The following is a 19,439-nucleotide window of genomic DNA, read 5'->3' as shown; positions in this document are numbered from 1 at the left end:
GCGCGGGATGCGAAGGAGCCGGTCAGGCCGCTGTTCTTCGACGCGCACGGCACCGAGAACGGCATCGAACTCCATGTGGTGGGCGAAAAGGCCGCTGGTCGTCGACGGCGCCCGGTTCGCACGTTTCATGGAGACGCTCAGGGACCCGGCGCAGCCCCCGGCTCCGGTCGTACTGGTCGCGTGCGAGACGGCGAAGATCCGCAGTGGCGACGGGAGCGTGGTGACGGACGCGGCACGTGCCATACCCGGACGTCTCTGGTACGCGCCCGATACCGAGGTCGGCCACGCCGGACCGTCGAACGGCTCCGACGGCGTCACGGGCGTGCTGGGTCTGCTCGCGGACCCCGTCGCACAGCACCGCGGTGCGTGGATCGTGGCGGGGGAGCCACTCGAAGGTCACCGACAACATCGAAATGCTCGATACCCCGGAGGCCATGAAGTTGTCGGGCCCGGCGTCCTCGGGGCCGTTCCCCCTGCTCCAGGTGCTCAATGTCCACCTACGTGAGGAGTTCGGGGTGATGAACCTCGTACGCGGCGAGTTCTCCCGGTTCCAGCGCCAGGGAAGGCACTTCCACGACGCCATGGACTGGCTGACGGCCGAGAGCGAGAACCAGAGTTACGAGCAGACGTGACGTGACGTCACATTCCAGGGGCGGGAACCGAGCCCTCCCAGCAGCAATCGAAGAGGATGAAGAGAATCAATGGCAGGGAAAGAGGGGCGACCTGTGAAGCGAGAGCGGTCCAGCGAGGAGAGTGAGTCCGGCAACGGCCGGGGTGAGGCCTCGGGCGGAACGGTTCCGGACAGTTCGCAGGGCGCGGTTCCGGGGAGCATAGGCGCCCCGTCCGCGCCTTCGTCCCGCACGGTGACGGAGGGCGGGGACACTTCGGTCACCGGCGGCAAGGACGGCAGCGGCGCGCGGACACCGACCTCGTCGAAGTCCGGCCCGGAGGAGGCCGGGGAACCTGTGGCCCAGGCCCCGGCGGTGGTGCACGCGGCCGGGGTCTCCATCGGCAGGACCACGTCCGAGCCCGAGGGACAACCGGGCGGTGAGGACTCGGCGGTTGCCCAGGAAGAGGCGGCACCGACGGCCGGAGAGGCCACGGTGGTGGCCACCACCGCCACCACCACTGCTGCGGGCACTTCCTCCGCGGCCTCGTCGGGTGTCGCGGAGAGCACCGCCGGGAAGACGGCCGAGGCGAGCACGTCGTCCTCCGCCACGGCCGCCGCGGAATCGACGCCCGCGGGTGGGCCCTCCGCATCCAAGGAGACAGCTTCCACGGAGACCGCTTCGACCGCGACGGAGCCGGCTGTCGCTGCCTCGACGGCCGGTTCCACGGCGGCGGCCGTCGCGGCCGGTCGGGCCACCGCCACGGCCGCCGTCTGCGCCGCGGCTTCGTCCAGCCCTCCCGGCGGTGCCGCGGCGGCGGAGGGCGGTGCCCCGGAGCGCCCCGGCCGGGTGTCGCGCCCGATGGTGGTCGCGGCCGCCTTCGCCGGTGCGCTGCTCCTCGCGACCCCGTTCGTCGTGGCGGGCGCCCAGAAGGACGAAGCCAAGCCCGAGAGCCCCGAAGCGGCGGCGGCATGGAAGGAGGACGGCCGGGCCGGTGGTTACGTACCGGGCACCGACCCGGACAGCCCCGAGAGCCAACGGGCCGCCGGTGGCGACAAGTCGGGTGTTACCCCGGCCCGGGGTGACAAGGGCCCCGTCGGTGACGTACGCGCGGACACGGGGGACGGGCGGAAGCCCGCCAACGGGTCTGCCGAGGCGGAGACCAAGGGCGCCAAGGGCAGCAAGGGCAGCACCACGGGCACGGCCGACAAGACGGAGAAGAGCGGTTCCGGCGACAAGGCCCCTGCCGGCACGGGCTCGGACACTCCCACCAAGGCCCCCTCAGGCGGTTCGGCGCCCAAGTCGGCACCCACCGTGGTGTACAGCGGCGTGTCCGGACCGGAGTGCCCCACCCAGCGCTTCCAGAAGTCGGGTTACTACAGCGACGGCAAGGAGGGCTGGGCCACCCACAGCGGCGGCTTCGGCGGCTACGGCTGCGCGGGGAAGTACCTTTCCATGCCCATGTCCGGCAGTTCCTCCAAGGACTCGGGCGGATCGGCGACCTGGCTGTTCGACCTGCCCGCCACCGCCAGGCAGTGCAGCATCTCCGTCCACGTGCCCGGGAGTTCCGACATCGTGCGGGTCGGTGGCAACCCGAGCTACTACACCGTGTACGACCGGTTCCTGCCCAGGACCAGCAACCTGGTCGGCTCCTACTACGTCCGCCAGCAGGAGCGTCGCGGCACCTGGTACAACGTGCCGGGCACCTTCTCCGTCGACGCCAAGAAGCTCTCCGTGCAACTGCACGACCGGGGCGAGGACAACAACTACGAGCACCACGCGATATCCGCGCTGAAGGTGACCTGCACCGGCTGAGAAACCGGCTCGGACACCACTGAGAAACCGGCTGCGTAACCGGCCGGCGGACCGGTCCGCCCGCGCCCCACGCAACGTACGAACGCGGCAGGCGCCCAGATCTCCAGGAGGCCTTCACCTCCGGGGATCAGGGCACCTGCCGCACCCGTGCCGCTGTGGTGCCACGGGCTCGCCCGGCCGTGTTCAGCTCCCGCCGCGTTCCGCCGCGCTCTTGGCCGGCACGGTGTCCGGTCCGGCCACGTTGCGGTCGCCCGCCCTCAGCACTCCGGCCCCCAGGATCAGACCGAACGCCACCACCGTCACCAGGCCGTACGACACGACGAGTGACGTGGCCTCGGCGAGCGAGCCGATCGCCGACGGCGCGCGCCCCGAGGTGTACGTGATGGTGGCCACGCCCGCGATGGCCTGGCTCGGGTTCGGCCCGCTGCACCCGGCCGCGGCGAAGGCCAGCGGCACCACGGTGCGTATCCTCCCGCCGCCTGCGGCAGGAGTACCCCGAGCTGGTCCGCCACTACTGGTGCTCTCAACGGCTCTGGTCCGGCTCGTACTTCGCAGGATCAGCAGGAGAAGCCCCGCTTTCGATCGTCCGCCAGTACATCGAGCAGCAGAACCGTCCGCTCTGACCTGCGGATCAGAACAGCCTTGAAATTCGCTTCACCTCCGCCCCGAGGAACGGAGCACTGCGAATGATCCCGGTAGCGGCCTGCGTCTCGCGATCGGAAGACGCAGCGTGGGCGCGGCCGCAGGGCGTACCCGCGTCATCCCATCCGCAACCGCTGCACCCAGCCACAGCCGGGCACAGCGGTTGAGATGGTCAGACCCCCGGGGTCTGCGCACCAGGTGCGTGTGCTGCCGGTTCGACCCTCTGCGCCCGGAGTTCCCTGACCTCAGCCTGAAGGTCGGTAAGTTGCCGGTGAAGTGCCTGAATCGCCACGATCGCGACGCCGTTGGCATCGGTGCAGCAGATCGTCTTGTCGTCGGCTCCCAGACCGAGATGGGCCCGCCAGTCCTGTGCCATCGGCCCCAGGTGGCGCACTTCGCCGCCCTCCCACCGGTACCGCCACGTGCTCACCGGCAGACGGACCACTCGGGCAAGGACGTCGAACCCGTTCACGCCGTCACCCGCCTCGGTGACAGTTTCCCCGGAGGCTGTGGACGTCATTCCGGCGGGATTGGGTGTGTCGGGGTGCAGGCGCGCCCGGTAGGCCCGAATGCCGGCGGTCCGGGCGCGGCGAAAGCGTTCGGTCAGCGATCCCATCGCACCGGGCTCACGTTGGTCTTTACGGCCCGGTCGGAGAACAGCAGACTGCCCAGCGGGACGAATTGAGCGGAGACCTTGGGGTCGTCGTCGGCCGGGCCGGTGCTCTGCTCCACCGCCCGCACCTGCGCGGGCTCGGCCACGGCCGCCGAGGCTGCGCCCAGGCACACCGACACGGCGGCGACCGCAGCGCAGGACACTGCGGCAAGTCGGGTAGCTGCGGTAAGAGACATGAAACACGCTCCGGATTAGTCAGAGAACAGATCAATCAAGCAACGACACCGCCCCCCATCGGTCACGAACAGCACGACTAGACGTTGACCGGACCCAGCGGTCCGAATCAGAGCGCTTCGCGAAGAGCCCGAGCAAGGAAGTTGTTCGCAGTCGTTCCGGAATGGTGAACAACGGCTGCGTACACGGTCCAGCACGCGACGAACGCCAAGTGGCTCGACGAGGTGCTCACCGCCGCCCGCGAGCAGGCATGCGGACTGTCCGCCTCCTACCTGCACAGCCTGATTCAGGTCTGCCCGTGGCCCCGGCACGCGTCCGCGTACGCAACGGATAGTCGAGGCAGAGCATTCCCGGCGCCGTCTGTGCGCCGCCGCCCAGCGACTCACGCAAGCCTCTCGCGACACCTCGGCTCCTCAGCGCGTGGTCACCACCCTCGCCGAAGCCGATGCCCTCACCGCCGTGGTGGACGACATCGCCGCCCGATTCCCGCCGCACTCCGGCTCCCTGCCCCGCACCCCCCAACCACGCCGGCCACAACCCACGACGAGGAGGCGGTCGACGAGGAGCGACTGCTGCTCGCGACAGCGACCGCGTACCCAAGCAGCGTCGAGCACATGCGATGGCTGACCCCCGCCGACTTCACACACCCTCTGCACGCCGGGCTGTGGCAGTGCCTGACCACCCTGACCCGGCGCAGCGTCCCCGTCGATCCCGTGACGGTCCTGTGGGAGGCACAGCGCCGCGGCCTTCTTGACACCGGCGCCAGGCCGAGAGAGCTGCTTGACCTCCTCGACGGAACGGCCGGCTCCCCGGAGTACTGGGGCGAGCGCATCCTCCAGCGCTCGGTTCTCTGGACCGCCCATCACATCGGCCTGCGCATCGAAGCATTCACCGAGGACCCGGCCACCACTGCGTACCAGCTCGTCGTCGGCAGCCGCCGCGCGCTCGCCGACCTGTCCGCCATACGTACCCGCTGGCAGCAAGCCACCTCACCCGCACCGACGAGCAAGGCCGCGCGCACCAGGGCTACGGCCGCTCCCCGGGCCGGTCCGCCGCGGACCACGGCTGCACCCACCGCGCGCATCTCCCGCTGACCCCGAACCCGTGGTCAACCGACGCAATTCGTCGACCTGCGGACACGCCCGGTCGTCAGGGTGATCGTTCCCAATGCTGTGGAGATCATTTCCCATGCTCGCGCGCAGGGTGGTCTGGCGTGGGGTGCGGCCATCCCCCTCTTGGCCCGTAATCCGGTGATCCGACGGCGAGTCCACCGGTGAGCCTTTTCCAACCTCACGCTGGCGCATGATGAAGGACGAGGACGGCGTGGACGATCGCGGTGATGCGGTTGGTGCTGCAGCGCAGCTTCCGCAGGAGGCGGCGCGGCCCCGCGATCTGAGAACGCTCAGCAGATCACTGCAGGTCAGCGCAGGTGATTTCGCCAGCTCGCCACACGCCACGAATGTTGCACAAGGGACCGGGTCACACGGAGAGAGCGAAAGTGCTGTTGAGCTTCCGTCGAGTCCCGAGCAATCGCGGTGCCGCGTGACAGTACCCTTCCGCGAACCCTCGGTTGAAACTTATCCACTAAGGAGTTTAGTCTCAGCTCGGTCCTTCGAACTGTCGATCGCCCGTTGGGGGTGGCGGCGAAGGATTCGCCGCATCCGTGCCGTGCGGACGGAGCTGGGATACCGGAGTGGTCCTGGCGGGCGGCCGAGGAAGAAGGAGTTCGCCTCAGTGGCGTCCCATCGTCGCCCTAAGCAGCCCGGCCAGACCTATGTGACCGTGCTCACCGCGACCGCTGCGGCGGCCGTTGCGTTGTCGGCGCAGTCGGCTTCGGCTGACCCGCTTCCGGATCCGAGTAAAAAGGGTGTGCAGGCCCAAGTCGACCGTCTCTATGAGGAAGCAACGCAGGCCACCGAGAAGTACAACGGGGCCAAGGAGACCGCCGGCAAGTTGGAGAAGGAGGTCAAGGACCTTCAGGAAACTGCTGCTCGTAAGCAGAGTGGTCTGAACGGCCTCCGGAACCAGATAGGTTCCATAGCGGCGGCTCAGTATCGCAGCGGGGGGCTTGCCCCCTCGGTTCAGTTGTTGCTTTCTTCGGACCCCGACGGTTTCCTCGACAAGGCGTCCGCGATGGATCGCCTGAGTGTGCAGCAGGTCGCCGCGCTTCAGCAGTACGAGTCGCAGCAGCGCGGTCTCCAGCAGCAGCGGAGCGAGGCTACGGAGAAGCTCCAGGACCTGCAAAGTGTCCGCAAGGGGCTGGGTGACAGGAAGAAGGAGATCCAGGGCAAGCTGGCGCAGGCCCAGAAGCTCCTCAATACTCTGACGGCGGAGGAACGGGCCAGGATTGCAGAGAAGGAGGAGCGGGCGAACCGGTCCAGTGAGCGGGTGCAACTCGGCAACGAGGCCAGTGCGTCACAGCGTGCCGCAGCGGCGTTCAGCGCCGCCAAGAGCCGGGTCGGCCTTCCCTATGTATGGGGTGCTTCAGGACCCAGCTCTTTCGACTGCAGCGGTCTGACGTCCTGGGCGTTCAACCAGGCAGGGGTGTCCATCCCCCGTACCTCGCAGGCTCAGGCCAACGTCGGTACGCGCATCAATTCACTGAGCGCACTCAAGCCGGGTGACCTCATCATCATGCGGACAGACCTCAGCCACGTGGGGTTCTACGCCGGCAACGGACAGATCTTGCACGCTCCGAAGCCGGGCGCCCAGGTGCGCTACGAGTCGATCGCACGGAGTGGAATGCCGTTCATGTGGGGCGTACGGATCTGACCGCCAGCACACGCGAGCAATGGGGCAGTTCAGCTCCACACCGCGCGGCACCCCTCGCCTGGTAAATCTCCGGGGCGAGGTGAGCGGTGGCGAACTGGTTGGCTTCGTTTATCGCTAAGAACAGCGATTGTCGGTGGATTTCGGAGGCAGTTGGTGATCAAACGTCTCCTGAATCTCGACGAGAGATGACGGCACTTCGCGGTCACGAATGCGGCACGGCCAGCCGTGTGTGTTGCCGTTGACCGCCTTGGGCTGAGCCTGAGCCTCCACCCTGGGGTGTACTTGCTTGTCCACCCCAGGGCGGTTCCGTCCTGGGGTGCCGATCTGTTGAGATGTGCCCATGCCTGTTTCGTTGCCCCGAATTTGGCCAAGCGCGGATGGTAAGCCGCTCCCGCCAGCGGGGACGGCTGACGTCTTCCGGACCTTTGCGCGTGACTTGGTTGCTGGTCACCGCTCCTGGGACGGTGAGACGGCCCGATTCATCGCCGCCCAGTTCGATCAGCTGGCCGCCGAGTGGGACGCTCATGCCACCGGCCGAGACGAGCCACTGCACGATGCCCTTGACCGCGGCGGCCCTTTCCCTCATGGCGCTTGCCTGGAGCTCGGATCCGGAACGGGCCTGTTCACCCAACTGCTCCTCAGCGTGTTCCCTCGTGTGATCAGCGTCGACCTTTCCGAGCAGATGTTGCACGAAGCTGTCGGGCGCTCACCGGCCCGTGTGCGTGCCGACGCCACCGCCCTCCCGCTGGCAGATGCCCAAGTCTCAGCCGTGGCCGCGATTGACATGCTGCTGTTTCCCGCCGAGACCGTCCGTGTACTCGCTCCCGATGGCGTGTTGCTGTGGATCAACCAACTTGGCGAGGACGGTCCGCTGCACCTGCCCGCAGCAGACGTCGCCGCCGCCCTGCCTGGAAATTGGCAGGCCGTTGAGGCCGACGCCGGCTGGGGCAGTTGGGCCGTCCTGCGCCGCACTCGCTGAACCTGCTCGGCTGGTGAGCTTGCAGTCAGAGGTCAGCTGGCTTTCGCGGGCTCTTCGGCTCGTGCTCGGGTGCTGGCGAGGCGGTAGGCGGTAGACACCTCACGAGGCTGAGCGGTCAAGCCGGGGTCGTGAGAGGCCGATGTAGCCTTCTGGCTGTTCAATTTCAGGCAGGGGGTGGGCGCGGGTCATGGAGTCGTTGGCAGAGCAGGGTGTGACGGTGTTGTTCAAGGTCGATGCCGAGCGCATGCGCGATGCGACGAAGCCCTGGACCTTCGTCGCGAGCGGGGCTCCGTTTCGGGATGATCTCCTGGTTCGCACGGACGCCGTCTCTCTGGAGGCGTGCCTGGAGGTCTGCCTTCCGTGACTCAGGCAGCCCTCAGCTTCAACCCGGCTGCTGCGAAAGCGGGTTGGTGCAGGTCTTCCACCTCCACTCGAACCAACAGCGCCTCACGGCGCAAACGGAATGTGTGCAAGAACCCACAACTGCTCGATAAAGCCAACTGGGTTCACTGGTCGTGGCGCCGCCCCTGGTGTGGGGTACGCCGGGCGAGCAGTCGGCGCACCGGCCGGGGCGGCCCCGTCAGGACCAGCCAGATCCGTGCGGCTTGGATACTGGAGGCGGCCAGGAGCGGGGCGCTGGCGCCGACGAGCAGGCCGGTAGCGGGGCTGGCGGCAGCGCGGCGTGCCCATTGCCAGGACGGCCATCCGGTCAGCGTCCAGAACCAGCGCCGGGCGCGCCGGACTTCGACCCGGTCGGCCCCGTGCATCAGTGCCCTTTCGGGTTGTTGATCCACACCTTGATGGTGATCGCGAGCAGGAGAAGCGGCGCGGCGCCCATGGCGAGTTTGCGCTCCTGCCAGCGGCGGCGCCGCGACTGCGGGACCCAGCGCCGCGGGCCTGTCCCTCTCATCAGTCTCTTTGTGGGCGCTCAAGGCCGCCTCCCGGCCTGGGCCGCCTCCCACGTGCGAGGCGGCACGTCACGGAGGGTGTCGCCGACGGCGTAGACCAGGGCGGCGGCGATGGTGGTGGCGCCCCACAGACCCCAGGCCGCGGCGGGCGCGTCGTTGGCCAGGAGGGCGGGAACGGGGAGCAGGCCGGCGGCCAGCAGGACGGGGGCAGTGCGGTGGAGGGAACGGATCAGTCCTGCGGGGCTGCGGTGGTGGCACCGGGCCGGATGTACGGCGCATGCGGCGGTGGCCAGGTCCAGGGCGCTGGCGTATTCACGGCATGGCGCGCCCGTACCGTGGCGCATATGCAGCACGACGTGAACGCCCAGACCGAGCACGTGAATCGGGCCGCAGCAGCCGGACACCCCGCGAGAAGGAGGGGCCTCGGTGGGCACGTTGCTGAGCACGGACCGAATCACGGAGAGGCCGTAGGGCGAAGGCCGTTCGCTCGCCACAGCCGGCAACGGTGTCAACGCCGCCGCACTCGCCCAGGCCGGCCTCGGCCTTGCCATGGGCGCCGGCACCGACGCCGCCATCGAGGCCGGCGACCTCACCCGTCCGCGGCGACGTGCACGCCGCCGCCGACCCATCCGCCTGGCCCGCAAGACGCTGGGCACCATCAAGTCCAACCTGTTCCGCGGGCATCGCGACCGTCGGGGCGAGGCCGAGCCGCTTGCCCCTGTTCGGCTTGAACCGGCCGTGGCGTGGATCCAGAACACTGCAGCCGGGCGGCCCGCCGGACGCTAATTCCCAGGTCCGGCGGGCCACCCAGTGCCCGCTACCACCAGAAAATCCGGCCAGTGACCCACGAGGAGGTCCTCCATGGTCACACTGTCATGGACCAGCACGGTATACCGGATAGCCGGCCATCCCCTCTCAGGATGACAGCCACCGCCGCACTGCAGGCTCTGGCGTCCCACCTCGCACAGCAGAACAGTCCTCGCCCGTCCTGCACGGACGCGTGTGCCCTCGTGCGCGCAGGTGGCGCCAGTTCCCCTGCCGCACGTCGGCAGATGCACTGACCCGTTCACGCCGTCCGGCCGCGGCAGCCACCGCCGGGGCAGCCATGCCGACACACCGGCGCCACGGTGCCAGCAGGCGGGTGACTCCACCCGGTGGATCCACTTCGGTAAGCCCTCTCGCAAGATTTCAACCTCGAGGCTCCCGGAATACCCCCCGGGGGTATATGGTTATGATCGTTGTCCTGAACGGACGACGCCAGAAGGCGCATCACACCAATGGAGACGCCATGAGGAATCACTCCGGCCACGACCAGGCCAACCACGGCCACCACGGTGGCCACGGCGGAGCCTGGCCCGGTGGGCTGTCGGTCTCCGAGAACGGGTACACCCTCGAACTCGACTCGACGATCCTCACCGGCGGCGTGCAGCCGATCAGCTTCCGGGTGATCGGCCCCGACGGGCAGCCGGTGACCGAGTTCATACCGGAACACGAGAAGGAACTGCACTTCATCGCCGTCCGGCGCGACACGGCCGGGTTCCAGCACGTGCACCCCGTGATGGACGGGAAGGGCGCCTGGAGCGTCGAACTGGCCCTGGAACCGGGAGACTGGAGGTTTTTCACGGACATCCACCCGGCCGGCCACGACGGGACCATGACGCTGGGGATCGACCTCGCGGTCGCCGGACCGTACGACCCGCGGCCGCTTCCCGAGGCCACAGGGATCGCGCAGATCGGCGAGTACACCGTCGTGCTCGACGGCGAACTCCTGCCCGGCGAGGCGAGCGAACTGACCCTCACCGTCAGCCGGAACAACCGCCCCGTCACCGACCTGCAGCCCTACCTGGCCGCGTACGGACACCTGGTGGCCCTGCGGGTCGGCGACCTGGGCTACCTCCACGTCCACCCGGAGGGCGAACCCGGTGACGGCACCACCGCACCGGGACCCGAGATCGCCTTCATGGCCGTCGCGCCTTCGGCCGGCACCTACCGCCTGTACCTGGACTTTCAGCACAACGATGTCGTCCGGACAGCCGAGTTCACCGTACGGACCACCGCGGCCACCCCCCGTCCGGACGCGGCACCCCTGGCCGCCCCCGAGCACGCGAGCCACCACCACGGCCCCCACGGCCACCACGGCCACCACTGACCGGATGAACGCCACCGATCAGCTGCCGCGGCACACGACGCGGCCAAGGGGCGCTCGACCCGTCGCGCCCCACCGTCCCGTCACATCCCCGACATCGGAAGGAGCGTCATGCCACGCCTGACCCGACTCACGCCCGACACGGCGGTCGGCGCCTCGCGTGACCTCCTCGCCGACCTGGTCTCACGCCATGGCCGGATCGGTGACATGGTCTCCACGATGGCGCACTCGCCGGCCGTACTGGGCGGCTACCTCCAGCTCAGCCGGGCCATGGGGCGAGCCAAGCTCGACCGCAGGATCAGCGAACGGATCTCGATCGCCATCCAGGTCCTGCAGGGCTGCAGGCTGTGCCTCGACGCGCACGTCAGTGGCGCCCGCGCCTCGGGAGTGGACGAGGAAGAGATCGAGCGAGCCCACGCAGGCACCTCGGTCGATCCCGCGATCGCGGCGATCATCGCTCTCGCCCTCCAGATCCATCGCGAGCCGACGTCGATCACCGACGAACAGGTCACCGCGCTGCGCGAGCACGGCTACAGCGACCGCGCGATAGCCGATGTCGTCGGCGTCGTCGCACTCAACATCCTCACCGGCGCCTTCAACCTCCTCGCCGGCCTCACACCGGGGAGCGACACCGGTGAGTAAAGACAACCCCGCCTGTACACGCGGGACATGGCCTCCACCCCGGGGCCGCGCCCCGCCGCATGGACACGGAAGGAACCCGCCATGCGCCTGTTCGCCATCCGCGACTACCGCCACTTGTTCGGTGCCCAGGTCATCGCCCTGTTCGGTACCGGGCTGACCACAGTGGCCCTCGGGCTGCTCGCCTACGACCTCGCCGGACCGCGCGCCGGCATGTCCTCGGCACCGCCCTGACCATCAAAATGGTCATGTACGTGGTCATAGCCCCGCTGGCTGCCGCATACGTCGACCGGGTCCCCAGGAGAACTCTCCTGGTCCTCCTCGACGTGGTCCGCGGTGCGGTGGTTCTGGCACTGCCGCTGGTCACCGAGGTCTGGCACATCTACGTCCTGATCGGCCTGCTCCAGACCGCCTCCGCGGCATTCACCCCGACGTTCCAGGCCGTCATCCCCGACATCGTCACCGACGAGTCCGACTACACGCGTGCGCTGTCCGCCTCCCAGGTCGCCTCCACCATGGAGAGTCTGCTCAGCCCCGTGCTGGCCGCCGTCGCCCTGACGTTCATGACCTTCGACCGACTGTTCCTGGGAACGTCCGCCGGATTCCTCGTCTCCGCGCTGCTCGTCCTGTCGACGCGCATCCCCGACGCCCGCCCCAGCACCCACACCAAGGCGTGGGACAAGGCGGCAGCAGGCATCAGAACCTTCCTCCGATCGCCGCGACTGCGCGGCATCATGGCGCTCAACCTCACGGTCGCGGCCGCCGGCTCGATCGTCGTCGTCAACACCGTCAATTACATCCGTGACGTGCTCGGCGGCTCGCAGTCGGACGTCGCCTGGATGCTCGCCGCCTCCGGCACCGGAACCCTCCTGGCCGCCCTCGTCCTGCCCCGCGTTCTCGACCGGATCGCCGCCCGCACCGTCATGATGACCGGCGCCGGAGTCCTGGTCGGCGGCACGACCGCCGCGGTGACGCTCATCGCGGCCGGCCTCACCGCATGGACCGGTACGGCGATCATCTGGACCGTGATCGGCATCGGCATGGCGCTGATCATCACCCCGACAGGCAAGATCCTGCGCGCCTCCGTCGGCCGGAACGCGATCCCCGAGGTGTTCGCGGCCCAGTTCTCCCTGTCGCACCTGGCCTGGCTGATCGCCTATCCCATCGCGGGATGGCTCGGCACGAGCGCCGGCTTCACCCTCGCCTGGTCCGTCCTCGCGGTCCTCGCCGGAGCGGGAGCGACAGGTGCTCTCCTCCTGTGGCCGCGCCACGACGGACGAGAAGTGACGACCGCACCCGCGACACTCGCCCGGCACGCACCCAGCAAGGACCGGTCCACCTTGTCCAAGGCCGCGTGAAGCGCCGCGTACAGCGCTCTGACCGTCTGCGTCGCGCACACACGCTGCTGGCCGGACACACCGATACCCGAGAAGGCCGTGACCTCTGTCCCGCTCCGCGCGGGCGGCGGCCACGGCCTTCTCGGGTATCGGCGCCGCCATCGCCGTCCTCAGCGTCGTGGCTACGCTCGCCCGGCTCCTGGGCGACGTCCCCGCTCTCGTCCTGGTCGCGCGACGTACCTCGCCGACCATTCGGTGCTGGAGTTCCGTCGCCGTCGTTTCGGGGCCGGCCGCTGACCGCATCAGCTGACTACCGACGGCAGGCGTGACCGGTGCGATCTCGAATGAGGTACCGGACAGCGAAATCCTGGCAGGCCAGCTCGACGAGGTCGTGGTCACCGCGCGCGGCGGACCTGATGCGTGATGGCTTGCGGAGAGCGTGGCCGTGGACACGGACGCGCTGGTGGCCGCGGTGAGCCGGGCCAGTATGTACGAGGCTCAGCCAGTCGGCTGAGACAGAGTGAGGAACGGCCTGGCCAGGAGCCCCGGCCAGGCTGTTCTCCGTAGGTGTCCCGGTCTACTTGAGGTAGCCGAGGACTGTCATCATCCCTGACTCGGCGTGGTAGACGTTGTGGCAGTGGATCATCCACAGCCCGGGGTTGTCGGCGTCGAAGTCGACGTCGAGCCGCTTCCCCGGCAGCACGATCGAGGTGTCCTTCCGTGCGCCGCCGTCGGCGAGCGCGTACGTGTGGCCATGCAGGTGCATGGGGTGCCACATCGTCGTGTTGTTCACGAACGACAGTCGTACGCGCTCGCCGGAGCGAGCCGTGTAGCGCTGGGCGGGGTCGTACTTCTTGCCGTTGATGGCCCAGTCGTACTTCATCATCGAGCCGGTGAGTTTGAACTCGATCGTCCGGTCCGGGCGCCCGGGCTCAAGCCGTACGGGCTCGGCTGCCTTCAGCTGACCGCCGTGGACAACCTTCCCGTCGAGCTCCTTCGGGCGTACGGAGGCGGTAGGCGCAGCGCCGCCGCCGGTGCGCAGGACGGCGAGGGCAGAGCGGCTTTTGCCCTCGGCGAGCGCGGTGAGCGGGAAGGCGCCGTCGCCTACGGTCACAACGGCGTCGATGCGTTCGCCCATGCCGAGCAGGAGTGCGTCGGCCTGCGTCTGCTCGACGGGATAGCCGTCGGTGTGCGTGACGGTGAGTTTGTGGCCGCCGAGGGCAATACGGAAAGCGGTGTCGCCGCCGGCGTTGATGATCCGGAGCCTGATCCGGTCGCCGGGCCGGGCCGTGAAGGTCTGCGGCTTGTCCGGCGTCCGGCCGTTGATCAGGTAGTGCGGGTACCCGACGTCTCCGGCGTCGCCGCCGAGCAGGTCGCTCGTTGCGCCCATGAGCATCCGGGAGGGACCAGAGGGCTTCGGCGAGGGGGACTTCCGGGTGGTCATCGACATATTCGACATGTCGTGGCCCTCCACGCCGCCTGATCCCCCGTGGTCCATGCCTCCCATGCCCCTGCTCAGCTCGGCAAGCACGGCGTCCGGAGTGGAACCGTCGACGCCATCGACCCAGTCGTCGAGGACGATCACCCACTCCTTGTCGTACTTGAGCGGTTCCCTGGGATCTTCGACGATCAGTGGGGCGTACAGGCCGCGGTCCTGCTGAACGCCGGAGTGCGGATGGAACCAGTAGGTGCCGGGGTGGGAGACCGCGAAGCGGTAGTCGAAGGAACCGCCCGGCTTGATGTCGCGCTGAGTGAGACCGGGGACACCGTCCATGTCGTTGCGCAGGGCGAGTCCGTGCCAGTGGACGGAGGTGGCCTCGGGAAGGTTGTTCGCGAGGGTGAGCGTCAAGGTGTCGCCGGCGGTGACCCTGACTTCCTTGCCGGGGAGGTCGTCCCCGTACGCCCACGACCGGACGATCCGTCCTCCGCCGAGGTCGAGCGGGGTCTCGACAGCGGTCAGCTTGAACCGCCGTTCCGGGCCGGGCTTGCGGAGTGCTTCGGTCGCGGCGACCTCCTTGCTGTCCGGGCTGAGGAAGTCGGCGCTCGACGACATGCCACCCCCGACGGGGGGGGTGGTCCATGTCGCTCATGGAACCGGAGCAGGCGGTCAGCAGACCGGTGCCGGCGGCGGCGAGGCCGGCACCGAGGACGGTACGACGAGTGAGTCGGGACATGACTGTGAAACCTCTTGAGGTGGTCGTTGCATGAACAAGGCTTTTCGCTCACGATGTGGAGCGGCCGGTCTGCCTATACGCGCAACAACGAGAGGCGGGTCAGCAGGGACCTGGGCGACTCAGGCGGCGGGATCACCCAGAGGGCATAGGCAAGCCGCACGGCAGTCGGCAGCTCGCCGGCCGCACAGCGTCGGCCTCGTCGTACGAGCGCGTCACGGACCGCCAGCACGATCCCGACCCCGGCGCCAAGCACCGCCAGGCACACGCCCGCGAAGCCGACCCCGTGCGCGGGGGCGGGGTCAGGGTGCGTGGCGTGGCCGGCGTCGGCCACCACATGCTCCATTGCGGCGGCCACATGCCCGTCTGATACGTGTGTGGCATCCGTGTGCTCGCCAAGGTGGCCGAGGCCGTGCATCAGCACGATGCCGACGAGCAGCGCGGCGGCGAGCACAAACCGGCCCCACCACGTCGCAGCCCTCGGGCGCCTCGTCACCTCGGATTCCACCCACTCATCATGCGGTGAGGGGGTATGCGGTGTGTTAGTGGGAGCGGTGACGGTGGTGCCTGTGGCGACCATGGGCCGGGTCACGCTGCACCTCGGACCCGCCCACCCCCACACGGGACGCCCGTCTGCAGCTCGACGGCCGCTGTGTCTCGACCTCGTGAACCGGCGGGCGCCCGGCAGCTGCCCGGTGAGCGGGCACGTACGGATAGGGGTCGACCGCATTGCGGCCGTGGTTGATGAGCAACCAGTCGCGCCGGGCACGGCAGGCCGAGCACATCACCGGGCTGCCGCGAAGCGACAGCTCGCGCGGGTGGCTGAGGCAGCGTGTCGCGCCGGGGCCGCTGGGCGGCTGCGACTCGTACCCAAGTTGCAACAGGGGATCGTTTCCGACAGGAAGGGCAGGCAGCACGGGTGTCGGCTCTACAGGGTGGTCGGTGGTTCTAAACACGAGTTTCAACCCCCGTTCAAGGGCCTTCTGTTTCCGGCCATAACAGCTGGCGGCAGAGGCTGTCTAGGGGTTCCGCAGAGTCCGGCAGGTCGATGGCGGCCCTGCTGGACTGCTCGTCAGCGGCTCGGTGGACGCTTGTGCGCTTCGAAAGCGGCACAACGCATTGCAGCCAGGGTGCCGTGCGGCCGCAGGCTTGAGCGTCGCTTCGCCCGGGTGAGCAGGGATCTCTGCCAGACGGCGCAGTCGCCAGACAAGGAGCTCATCCCCTGGAATGGGCGCGTTCGGACGGGCTGGCCGGGACGTGAGCCGAGGGCGATTCCTCAGCCTTCCGGCCTTCGGGCGACGCCGATGACGCGAGCTGCGCGTTGTGCGACCGTTGACGAGGAAGTCGAAGTGCCGTGCCTGCTCAATCGTGAATTCGGCGTCCTTGATGGCCCGTTCGCTGTCCCGGTCGAGGTTGCAGCCTCCGCCGAGCAGCGGCCAAACGATGTTGATCCTGCGTTGCTTCCTCGCGAACCGGGGGTCGGCAGAGCGGATGTGCTCGTAGAAGTACAGCCGGCCGCCGGGCCGCAGTACGCGAGCAGCCTCGGCCAGTGCCCCTTCGACATCGGCGATGCTGCACAGGACGAGCGAGACGACCACCCCGTCGACGGACCCATCCGCCACTGGCAGATTCTCCGCCCGGCCTTCGTGGACCTCCACGAGAATGGATGAGTCGGCCGCCGCCCGCGTGGCGAGTGCCCGCAGTCGTGGCTCAGGTTCCACCGCGATGACCTTGCCCACGTGCGCTGGGTAATGCGGGAAGTTGGCTCCCGTGCCGGCGCCGACCTCGACGACACAACCCTTGGTGTCGGCGAGCAGTTCTTTGCGGTGCTCCACAGCGCCATGGGCTTCTGCGTAGGCGTTGATCTTCGGATAGATCCGCGCGAAGAGCGGGTGCCGCAGTCGTGACTGTCTGGCGGTAGCAGTGGGCATGACGGCAGCTTCCCTCGGTAGGCGACAACCTCAAGCTACTGTCCGCAGATTAAGGTGCCGGAGCTGCTTGAGTCAGTCCTTCGCCGACTTTGTGAGCGCCCATTTCTCCTCGACGCGGCCGTAGCGCCAGATGAGCAGTGCGGACGCCCAGGTCTCACGGCGTCACTGCAGTGGCTGGTCTTGGCGTTCAGGAAGCGAGCGGTGCGAGTTCGGCAAAGGTCTTTCCGCCGTCCCGTGACTCGTACACACCGCTCTGTGTCGCGGCGAGGATGTGGTCGCCGTCCGCGGCGGTGAGCGCCTGCGGTGTTCCGCCGGGCACGGTCGTGAGCTGCTTCCACGTTGTGCCACCGTCGTCGCTGCGACTCAACTTGCCCGACGTGTCAATGCCGAACAGCGACTTCTCCTCGGGCCAGGACAGAAAAGCCTGGACCGGTCCTGCAGCCTTGCCGAAGGTGCGTCCGCCGTCGGTGCTGGTGAGGATGCCCTCGGCCGTCGTGGCCAGCAACGTTTCGGCCCTGGTCGGGTCCACCGCGAGATCAAGGGCGTTCAGCACTGCCCGGTCGTCCCAGTTCTTGAGGTCGCTGCTGACCCTGATCCGTCCGTTCTCGTACCCGAAGACCGCGCCCTGGGCCGAGTCCAGGGAGTGGAAGTCGGCCTCGCCTGACAGCGACCGGGGTGCCCAGGTGTGGCCGGCGTCCTCGGTCTTGATCACGCCGAGGTTGGCCGGACGGCCACTGCCCGGCGCTCCGTGTCCACTGGCGATGAAGGCGTTCTTGCCCGTCACCGTGAAGCCCATGAAGTCATCCTTGCGATCGCCTACGAGCTTTGGCTTCTGGTCTTCGGCGACTGTGTAGAGGCCGTCGTGGGTTGCGACATACATGCGACCATCAGCCGGGTCGACGCCGAGACCGTGCACATGCGAGAGCGTCGGCGTCGAAGCCGACGTCTCGCCCGTCTCGGACAACCCGCCCCCGCAAGCGGTGAGGACGAGAAGAGCGAGCGCGGTGCCGGCGGCAGCAAGCAGGGTGCGGGTTGCCGGTAGTGCTGTCACAGAAGCTCCTAGGGTGATACGAGTTGGTGCTCAGGTGCCAGGGCGCCACGCAGAGCGAACGCTGTGGAGACGGGTGATCCCGAGGTCTTGGCTGCGGTGTGGAGCGTGGATGGCCCGTGGGGTTGCCCGCTTTACATCAACAGCCGGTCTTTGGCGGCGCCGGTACCCGTACGGAAGTGGTCGGCCACGCACCGTTGGCAGTATCGGCTGATGGTTCGTTCCCAATCCGGACCCCTCCGGGTGACTGTGGTCAGCCGAGACCGGGCGGGCAGGCCACCAGCAGCGGAAGCACAGGAACCGTCGCAGCCATGACAGCGACGGACCACCACAGCGCGGGGTGCGGCGCTGTGCGCGGTCCCAGGACCCGCTTCGCGCGGATCAGGACGGTTTGGCCACCCGCTGAGAACGCTCCATGCGGGGTCTGCGCCGCAGCCATCTCGTACATCGCGGTGACGAGCACCTCGTGGGAGTGACTGCGCAGTGCGCGATCGTCCGCGACCATCTCCAGCAAGAGCGCTGTCTGCTCCCGGACATGGCGAGCCAGCGGCAGCCGACGGAACACGGAGTGGAACGCCTCAGCAGCGGCCAGCGCGAGGTGGTGATGGCCCGCGATGTGCGCCTGCTCGTGCTTGAGTACGGCATCGAGCTGCTCGGGCGTCAATCGGTGTACCGCCGCGTCGCTGATCACGATCCGTGCGCGGCGGCCGGGCAAGCAGTACGCGGCGGGAACGTTGTACGGCAGGACTGTGGCACGCAGCCGGGCCGAGTGGCGGCCCACCAGGTCCACGGCTTCCCGATGCCGTGCTCGGGCTCTGCACGCTCGTGCGACGTGCCAGGAGAAGCTCGCGACCAGGGCGAGCGCGAGGGCGGCCGGTAGGGCGATGGCAAGCTGGCCCACCGTGTCGGGATCGGGCCGACCCGCACTCGCCTCCAGTCCGCAGAAGTGCAGCAGGCCCGTAAGGCCGGCGTGCAGATGCTCTGTCGGCAAGGCGAGGCCGTAAGCGGTGAGCGTGGCAGCGACCGAGAACGAGACCGCCAGGGCTGGCCACGCCGCTGCCGCCAGGGCGGGAGCGCGATGAGGCCAGCTGCTGCGCAGCAGCACTCTCGGGGCGATGAATCCGACGGCTGCCGTGTAGCCGATCAGAGCAGGTGCCGAGATCACGGCTTGGCCTGTCGCCCTACGCTGCGAAGCGCCCTGCGGAGGGCGGCTACCTCGTCCTCCGACATGCCCTCGACGAAATGCACCAGCGCCGCCGAGCGGTCCTTGCTGGCCCCGAGGCCGTCCTCCATCAGCGCGGCAGCGTACGCCTCGCGGCTGCGGACCGGTGTGTACAGCCAGGCACGTCCCTCCTTTCCGCGCGACAGCCAGCCCTTGGAGTACAGGATGTTGGTGACGGTCATCACGGTGGTGTAGGCGAGAGGGCGGGTCTCGTTGATGTCGTTGACGACCTCGCGCACAGTCGCAGGACGATTCCACGTCCAGAGTCGATCCATGATCTCCGCCTCAAGGTCCCCCAGCCGCCGCATTGCTCTGACTTCCTTCTGCCGCCCAGTACGCAGATCCATAGTAGACGGGCATCCGTTCAGGCCTCG

At 68.5% G+C, this 19,439-nt stretch carries 18 protein-coding genes and 6 pseudogenes; 11 read left to right on the top strand and 13 right to left on the bottom strand.

All coding sequences use genetic code 11. From position 1 onward, the window contains the following. Positions 1–413: 413 nt before the first annotated feature. Both OG609_RS37655 and OG609_RS37650 read left to right on the top strand, forming a co-directional pair. Positions 414–632 carry a hypothetical protein gene (locus OG609_RS37655; protein ID WP_327276904.1) on the top strand — a complete coding sequence of 73 codons (219 nt, stop codon included), beginning with the start codon at positions 414–416 and terminating at the stop codon, positions 630–632. A 93-nt stretch (positions 633–725) separates the two neighbouring features. Then, a complete protein-coding gene (locus OG609_RS37650; RefSeq protein WP_327276903.1) occupies positions 726–2,423 on the top strand; it encodes a hypothetical protein in 1,698 nt (565 codons plus the stop codon). A gap of 183 nt (positions 2,424–2,606) precedes the next feature. Here OG609_RS37650 and OG609_RS37645 read toward each other — a convergent pair. Next, positions 2,607–2,885: pseudogene (locus OG609_RS37645) on the bottom strand (MFS transporter); the annotation flags it as partial. A gap of 2 nt (positions 2,886–2,887) precedes the next feature. Between OG609_RS37645 and OG609_RS37640 the strand changes: the two are divergent. Then, positions 2,888–3,046, top strand: a pseudogene (locus tag OG609_RS37640) (IS200/IS605 family transposase); the annotation flags it as partial. Positions 3,047–3,237: 191 nt separating this feature from the next. Here OG609_RS37640 and OG609_RS37635 read toward each other — a convergent pair. Then, on the bottom strand, positions 3,238–3,585 hold the full coding sequence (locus tag OG609_RS37635) for a tail fiber domain-containing protein (protein WP_327276902.1): 348 nt from the start codon (positions 3,583–3,585) through the stop codon (positions 3,238–3,240). Between the two features lie 83 nt (positions 3,586–3,668). Next, complete coding sequence (locus OG609_RS37630; RefSeq protein ID WP_327276901.1) at positions 3,669–3,914, bottom strand: hypothetical protein; 246 nt, start codon at positions 3,912–3,914, stop codon at positions 3,669–3,671. A 222-nt stretch (positions 3,915–4,136) separates the two neighbouring features. Here OG609_RS37630 and OG609_RS37625 point away from each other — a divergent pair, with 222 nt between their 5' ends. Further along, positions 4,137–5,006, top strand: a complete 870-nt coding sequence (locus OG609_RS37625; protein ID WP_327276900.1) for a DnaB-like helicase N-terminal domain-containing protein — start codon at positions 4,137–4,139, stop codon at positions 5,004–5,006. 196 nt (positions 5,007–5,202) lie between these two features. Here OG609_RS37625 and OG609_RS37620 read toward each other — a convergent pair. Beyond that, positions 5,203–5,289 (bottom strand): annotated as a pseudogene (locus tag OG609_RS37620) (IS5/IS1182 family transposase); the annotation flags it as partial. 357 nt (positions 5,290–5,646) lie between these two features. Between OG609_RS37620 and OG609_RS37615 the strand changes: the two are divergent. The 3 genes from OG609_RS37615 to OG609_RS37605 all read left to right on the top strand — a co-directional run bounded on the left by OG609_RS37615 (position 5,647) and on the right by OG609_RS37605 (position 8,027). Then, positions 5,647–6,684 (top strand): C40 family peptidase, encoded by a 1,038-nt coding sequence (locus OG609_RS37615; RefSeq protein ID WP_327276899.1) that lies wholly within the window; start codon positions 5,647–5,649, stop codon positions 6,682–6,684. A gap of 340 nt (positions 6,685–7,024) precedes the next feature. Next, positions 7,025–7,663, top strand: a complete 639-nt coding sequence (locus OG609_RS37610) for a class I SAM-dependent methyltransferase (protein WP_327276898.1) — start codon at positions 7,025–7,027, stop codon at positions 7,661–7,663. Between the two features lie 196 nt (positions 7,664–7,859). After that, positions 7,860–8,027: a hypothetical protein gene (locus OG609_RS37605; protein WP_327276897.1), complete on the top strand. Its 168-nt coding sequence runs from the start codon at positions 7,860–7,862 to the stop codon at positions 8,025–8,027. A gap of 142 nt (positions 8,028–8,169) precedes the next feature. Here OG609_RS37605 and OG609_RS37600 read toward each other — a convergent pair whose 3' ends face one another. The 3 genes from OG609_RS37600 to OG609_RS37590 are packed head-to-tail and all read right to left on the bottom strand — an operon-like array spanning position 8,170 to position 9,017. Beyond that, the gene (locus tag OG609_RS37600) at positions 8,170–8,457 is read right to left on the bottom strand and encodes a hypothetical protein (RefSeq protein ID WP_327276896.1); all 288 of its coding nucleotides are present in this window, start codon (positions 8,455–8,457) and stop codon (positions 8,170–8,172) included. Next, positions 8,430–8,573, bottom strand: a complete 144-nt coding sequence (locus OG609_RS37595) for a hypothetical protein (RefSeq protein WP_327276895.1) — start codon at positions 8,571–8,573, stop codon at positions 8,430–8,432. The genes OG609_RS37600 and OG609_RS37595 overlap by 28 nt, the downstream gene beginning before the upstream one ends. Before the next feature lie 18 nt (positions 8,574–8,591). Continuing rightward, complete coding sequence (locus tag OG609_RS37590) at positions 8,592–9,017, bottom strand: hypothetical protein (protein WP_327276894.1); 426 nt, start codon at positions 9,015–9,017, stop codon at positions 8,592–8,594. Positions 9,018–9,042: 25 nt separating this feature from the next. On the opposite strand from OG609_RS37590, the pseudogene OG609_RS37585 reads away from it, so the two are divergent. The 4 genes and pseudogenes from OG609_RS37585 to OG609_RS37570 all read left to right on the top strand — a co-directional run. Continuing rightward, a pseudogene (locus tag OG609_RS37585) lies at positions 9,043–9,246 on the top strand (hypothetical protein); the annotation flags it as partial. Positions 9,247–9,859: 613 nt separating this feature from the next. Beyond that, positions 9,860–10,720, top strand: coding sequence for a hypothetical protein (locus OG609_RS37580; RefSeq protein ID WP_327276893.1), 861 nt, complete (start codon positions 9,860–9,862; stop codon positions 10,718–10,720). Between the two features lie 108 nt (positions 10,721–10,828). Further along, complete coding sequence (locus OG609_RS37575; RefSeq protein WP_327276892.1) at positions 10,829–11,359, top strand: carboxymuconolactone decarboxylase family protein; 531 nt, start codon at positions 10,829–10,831, stop codon at positions 11,357–11,359. Between the two features lie 81 nt (positions 11,360–11,440). Continuing rightward, a pseudogene (locus OG609_RS37570) lies at positions 11,441–12,714 on the top strand (MFS transporter). A gap of 556 nt (positions 12,715–13,270) precedes the next feature. On the opposite strand, the pseudogene OG609_RS37565 reads toward OG609_RS37570, so the two are convergent. The 6 genes and pseudogenes from OG609_RS37565 to OG609_RS37540 form a co-directional block, all read right to left on the bottom strand. Further along, a pseudogene (locus OG609_RS37565) lies at positions 13,271–14,867 on the bottom strand (multicopper oxidase family protein). Positions 14,868–14,940: 73 nt separating this feature from the next. After that, on the bottom strand, positions 14,941–15,372 hold the full coding sequence (locus OG609_RS37560) for a hypothetical protein (protein ID WP_327276891.1): 432 nt from the start codon (positions 15,370–15,372) through the stop codon (positions 14,941–14,943). A 511-nt stretch (positions 15,373–15,883) separates the two neighbouring features. Next, positions 15,884–16,795 (bottom strand): class I SAM-dependent methyltransferase, encoded by a 912-nt coding sequence (locus tag OG609_RS37555; protein WP_327276890.1) that lies wholly within the window; start codon positions 16,793–16,795, stop codon positions 15,884–15,886. Positions 16,796–16,982: 187 nt separating this feature from the next. After that, on the bottom strand, positions 16,983–17,846 hold the full coding sequence (locus OG609_RS37550; protein ID WP_327276889.1) for a F510_1955 family glycosylhydrolase: 864 nt from the start codon (positions 17,844–17,846) through the stop codon (positions 16,983–16,985). 250 nt (positions 17,847–18,096) lie between these two features. Beyond that, a complete protein-coding gene (locus tag OG609_RS37545; RefSeq protein WP_327276888.1) occupies positions 18,097–19,008 on the bottom strand; it encodes a M56 family metallopeptidase in 912 nt (303 codons plus the stop codon). After that, positions 19,005–19,373 carry a BlaI/MecI/CopY family transcriptional regulator gene (locus tag OG609_RS37540; protein ID WP_327276887.1) on the bottom strand — a complete coding sequence of 123 codons (369 nt, stop codon included), beginning with the start codon at positions 19,371–19,373 and terminating at the stop codon, positions 19,005–19,007. The genes OG609_RS37545 and OG609_RS37540 overlap by 4 nt, the downstream gene beginning before the upstream one ends. Positions 19,374–19,439: the final 66 nt, after the last annotated feature.

This window comes from Streptomyces sp. NBC_01224 (assembly GCF_036002945.1).
GTDB lineage: Bacteria > Actinomycetota > Actinomycetes > Streptomycetales > Streptomycetaceae > Streptomyces.
Note: the sequence above shows the minus strand (reverse complement) of the source record. Positions and strands in the feature narration are given on the sequence as shown.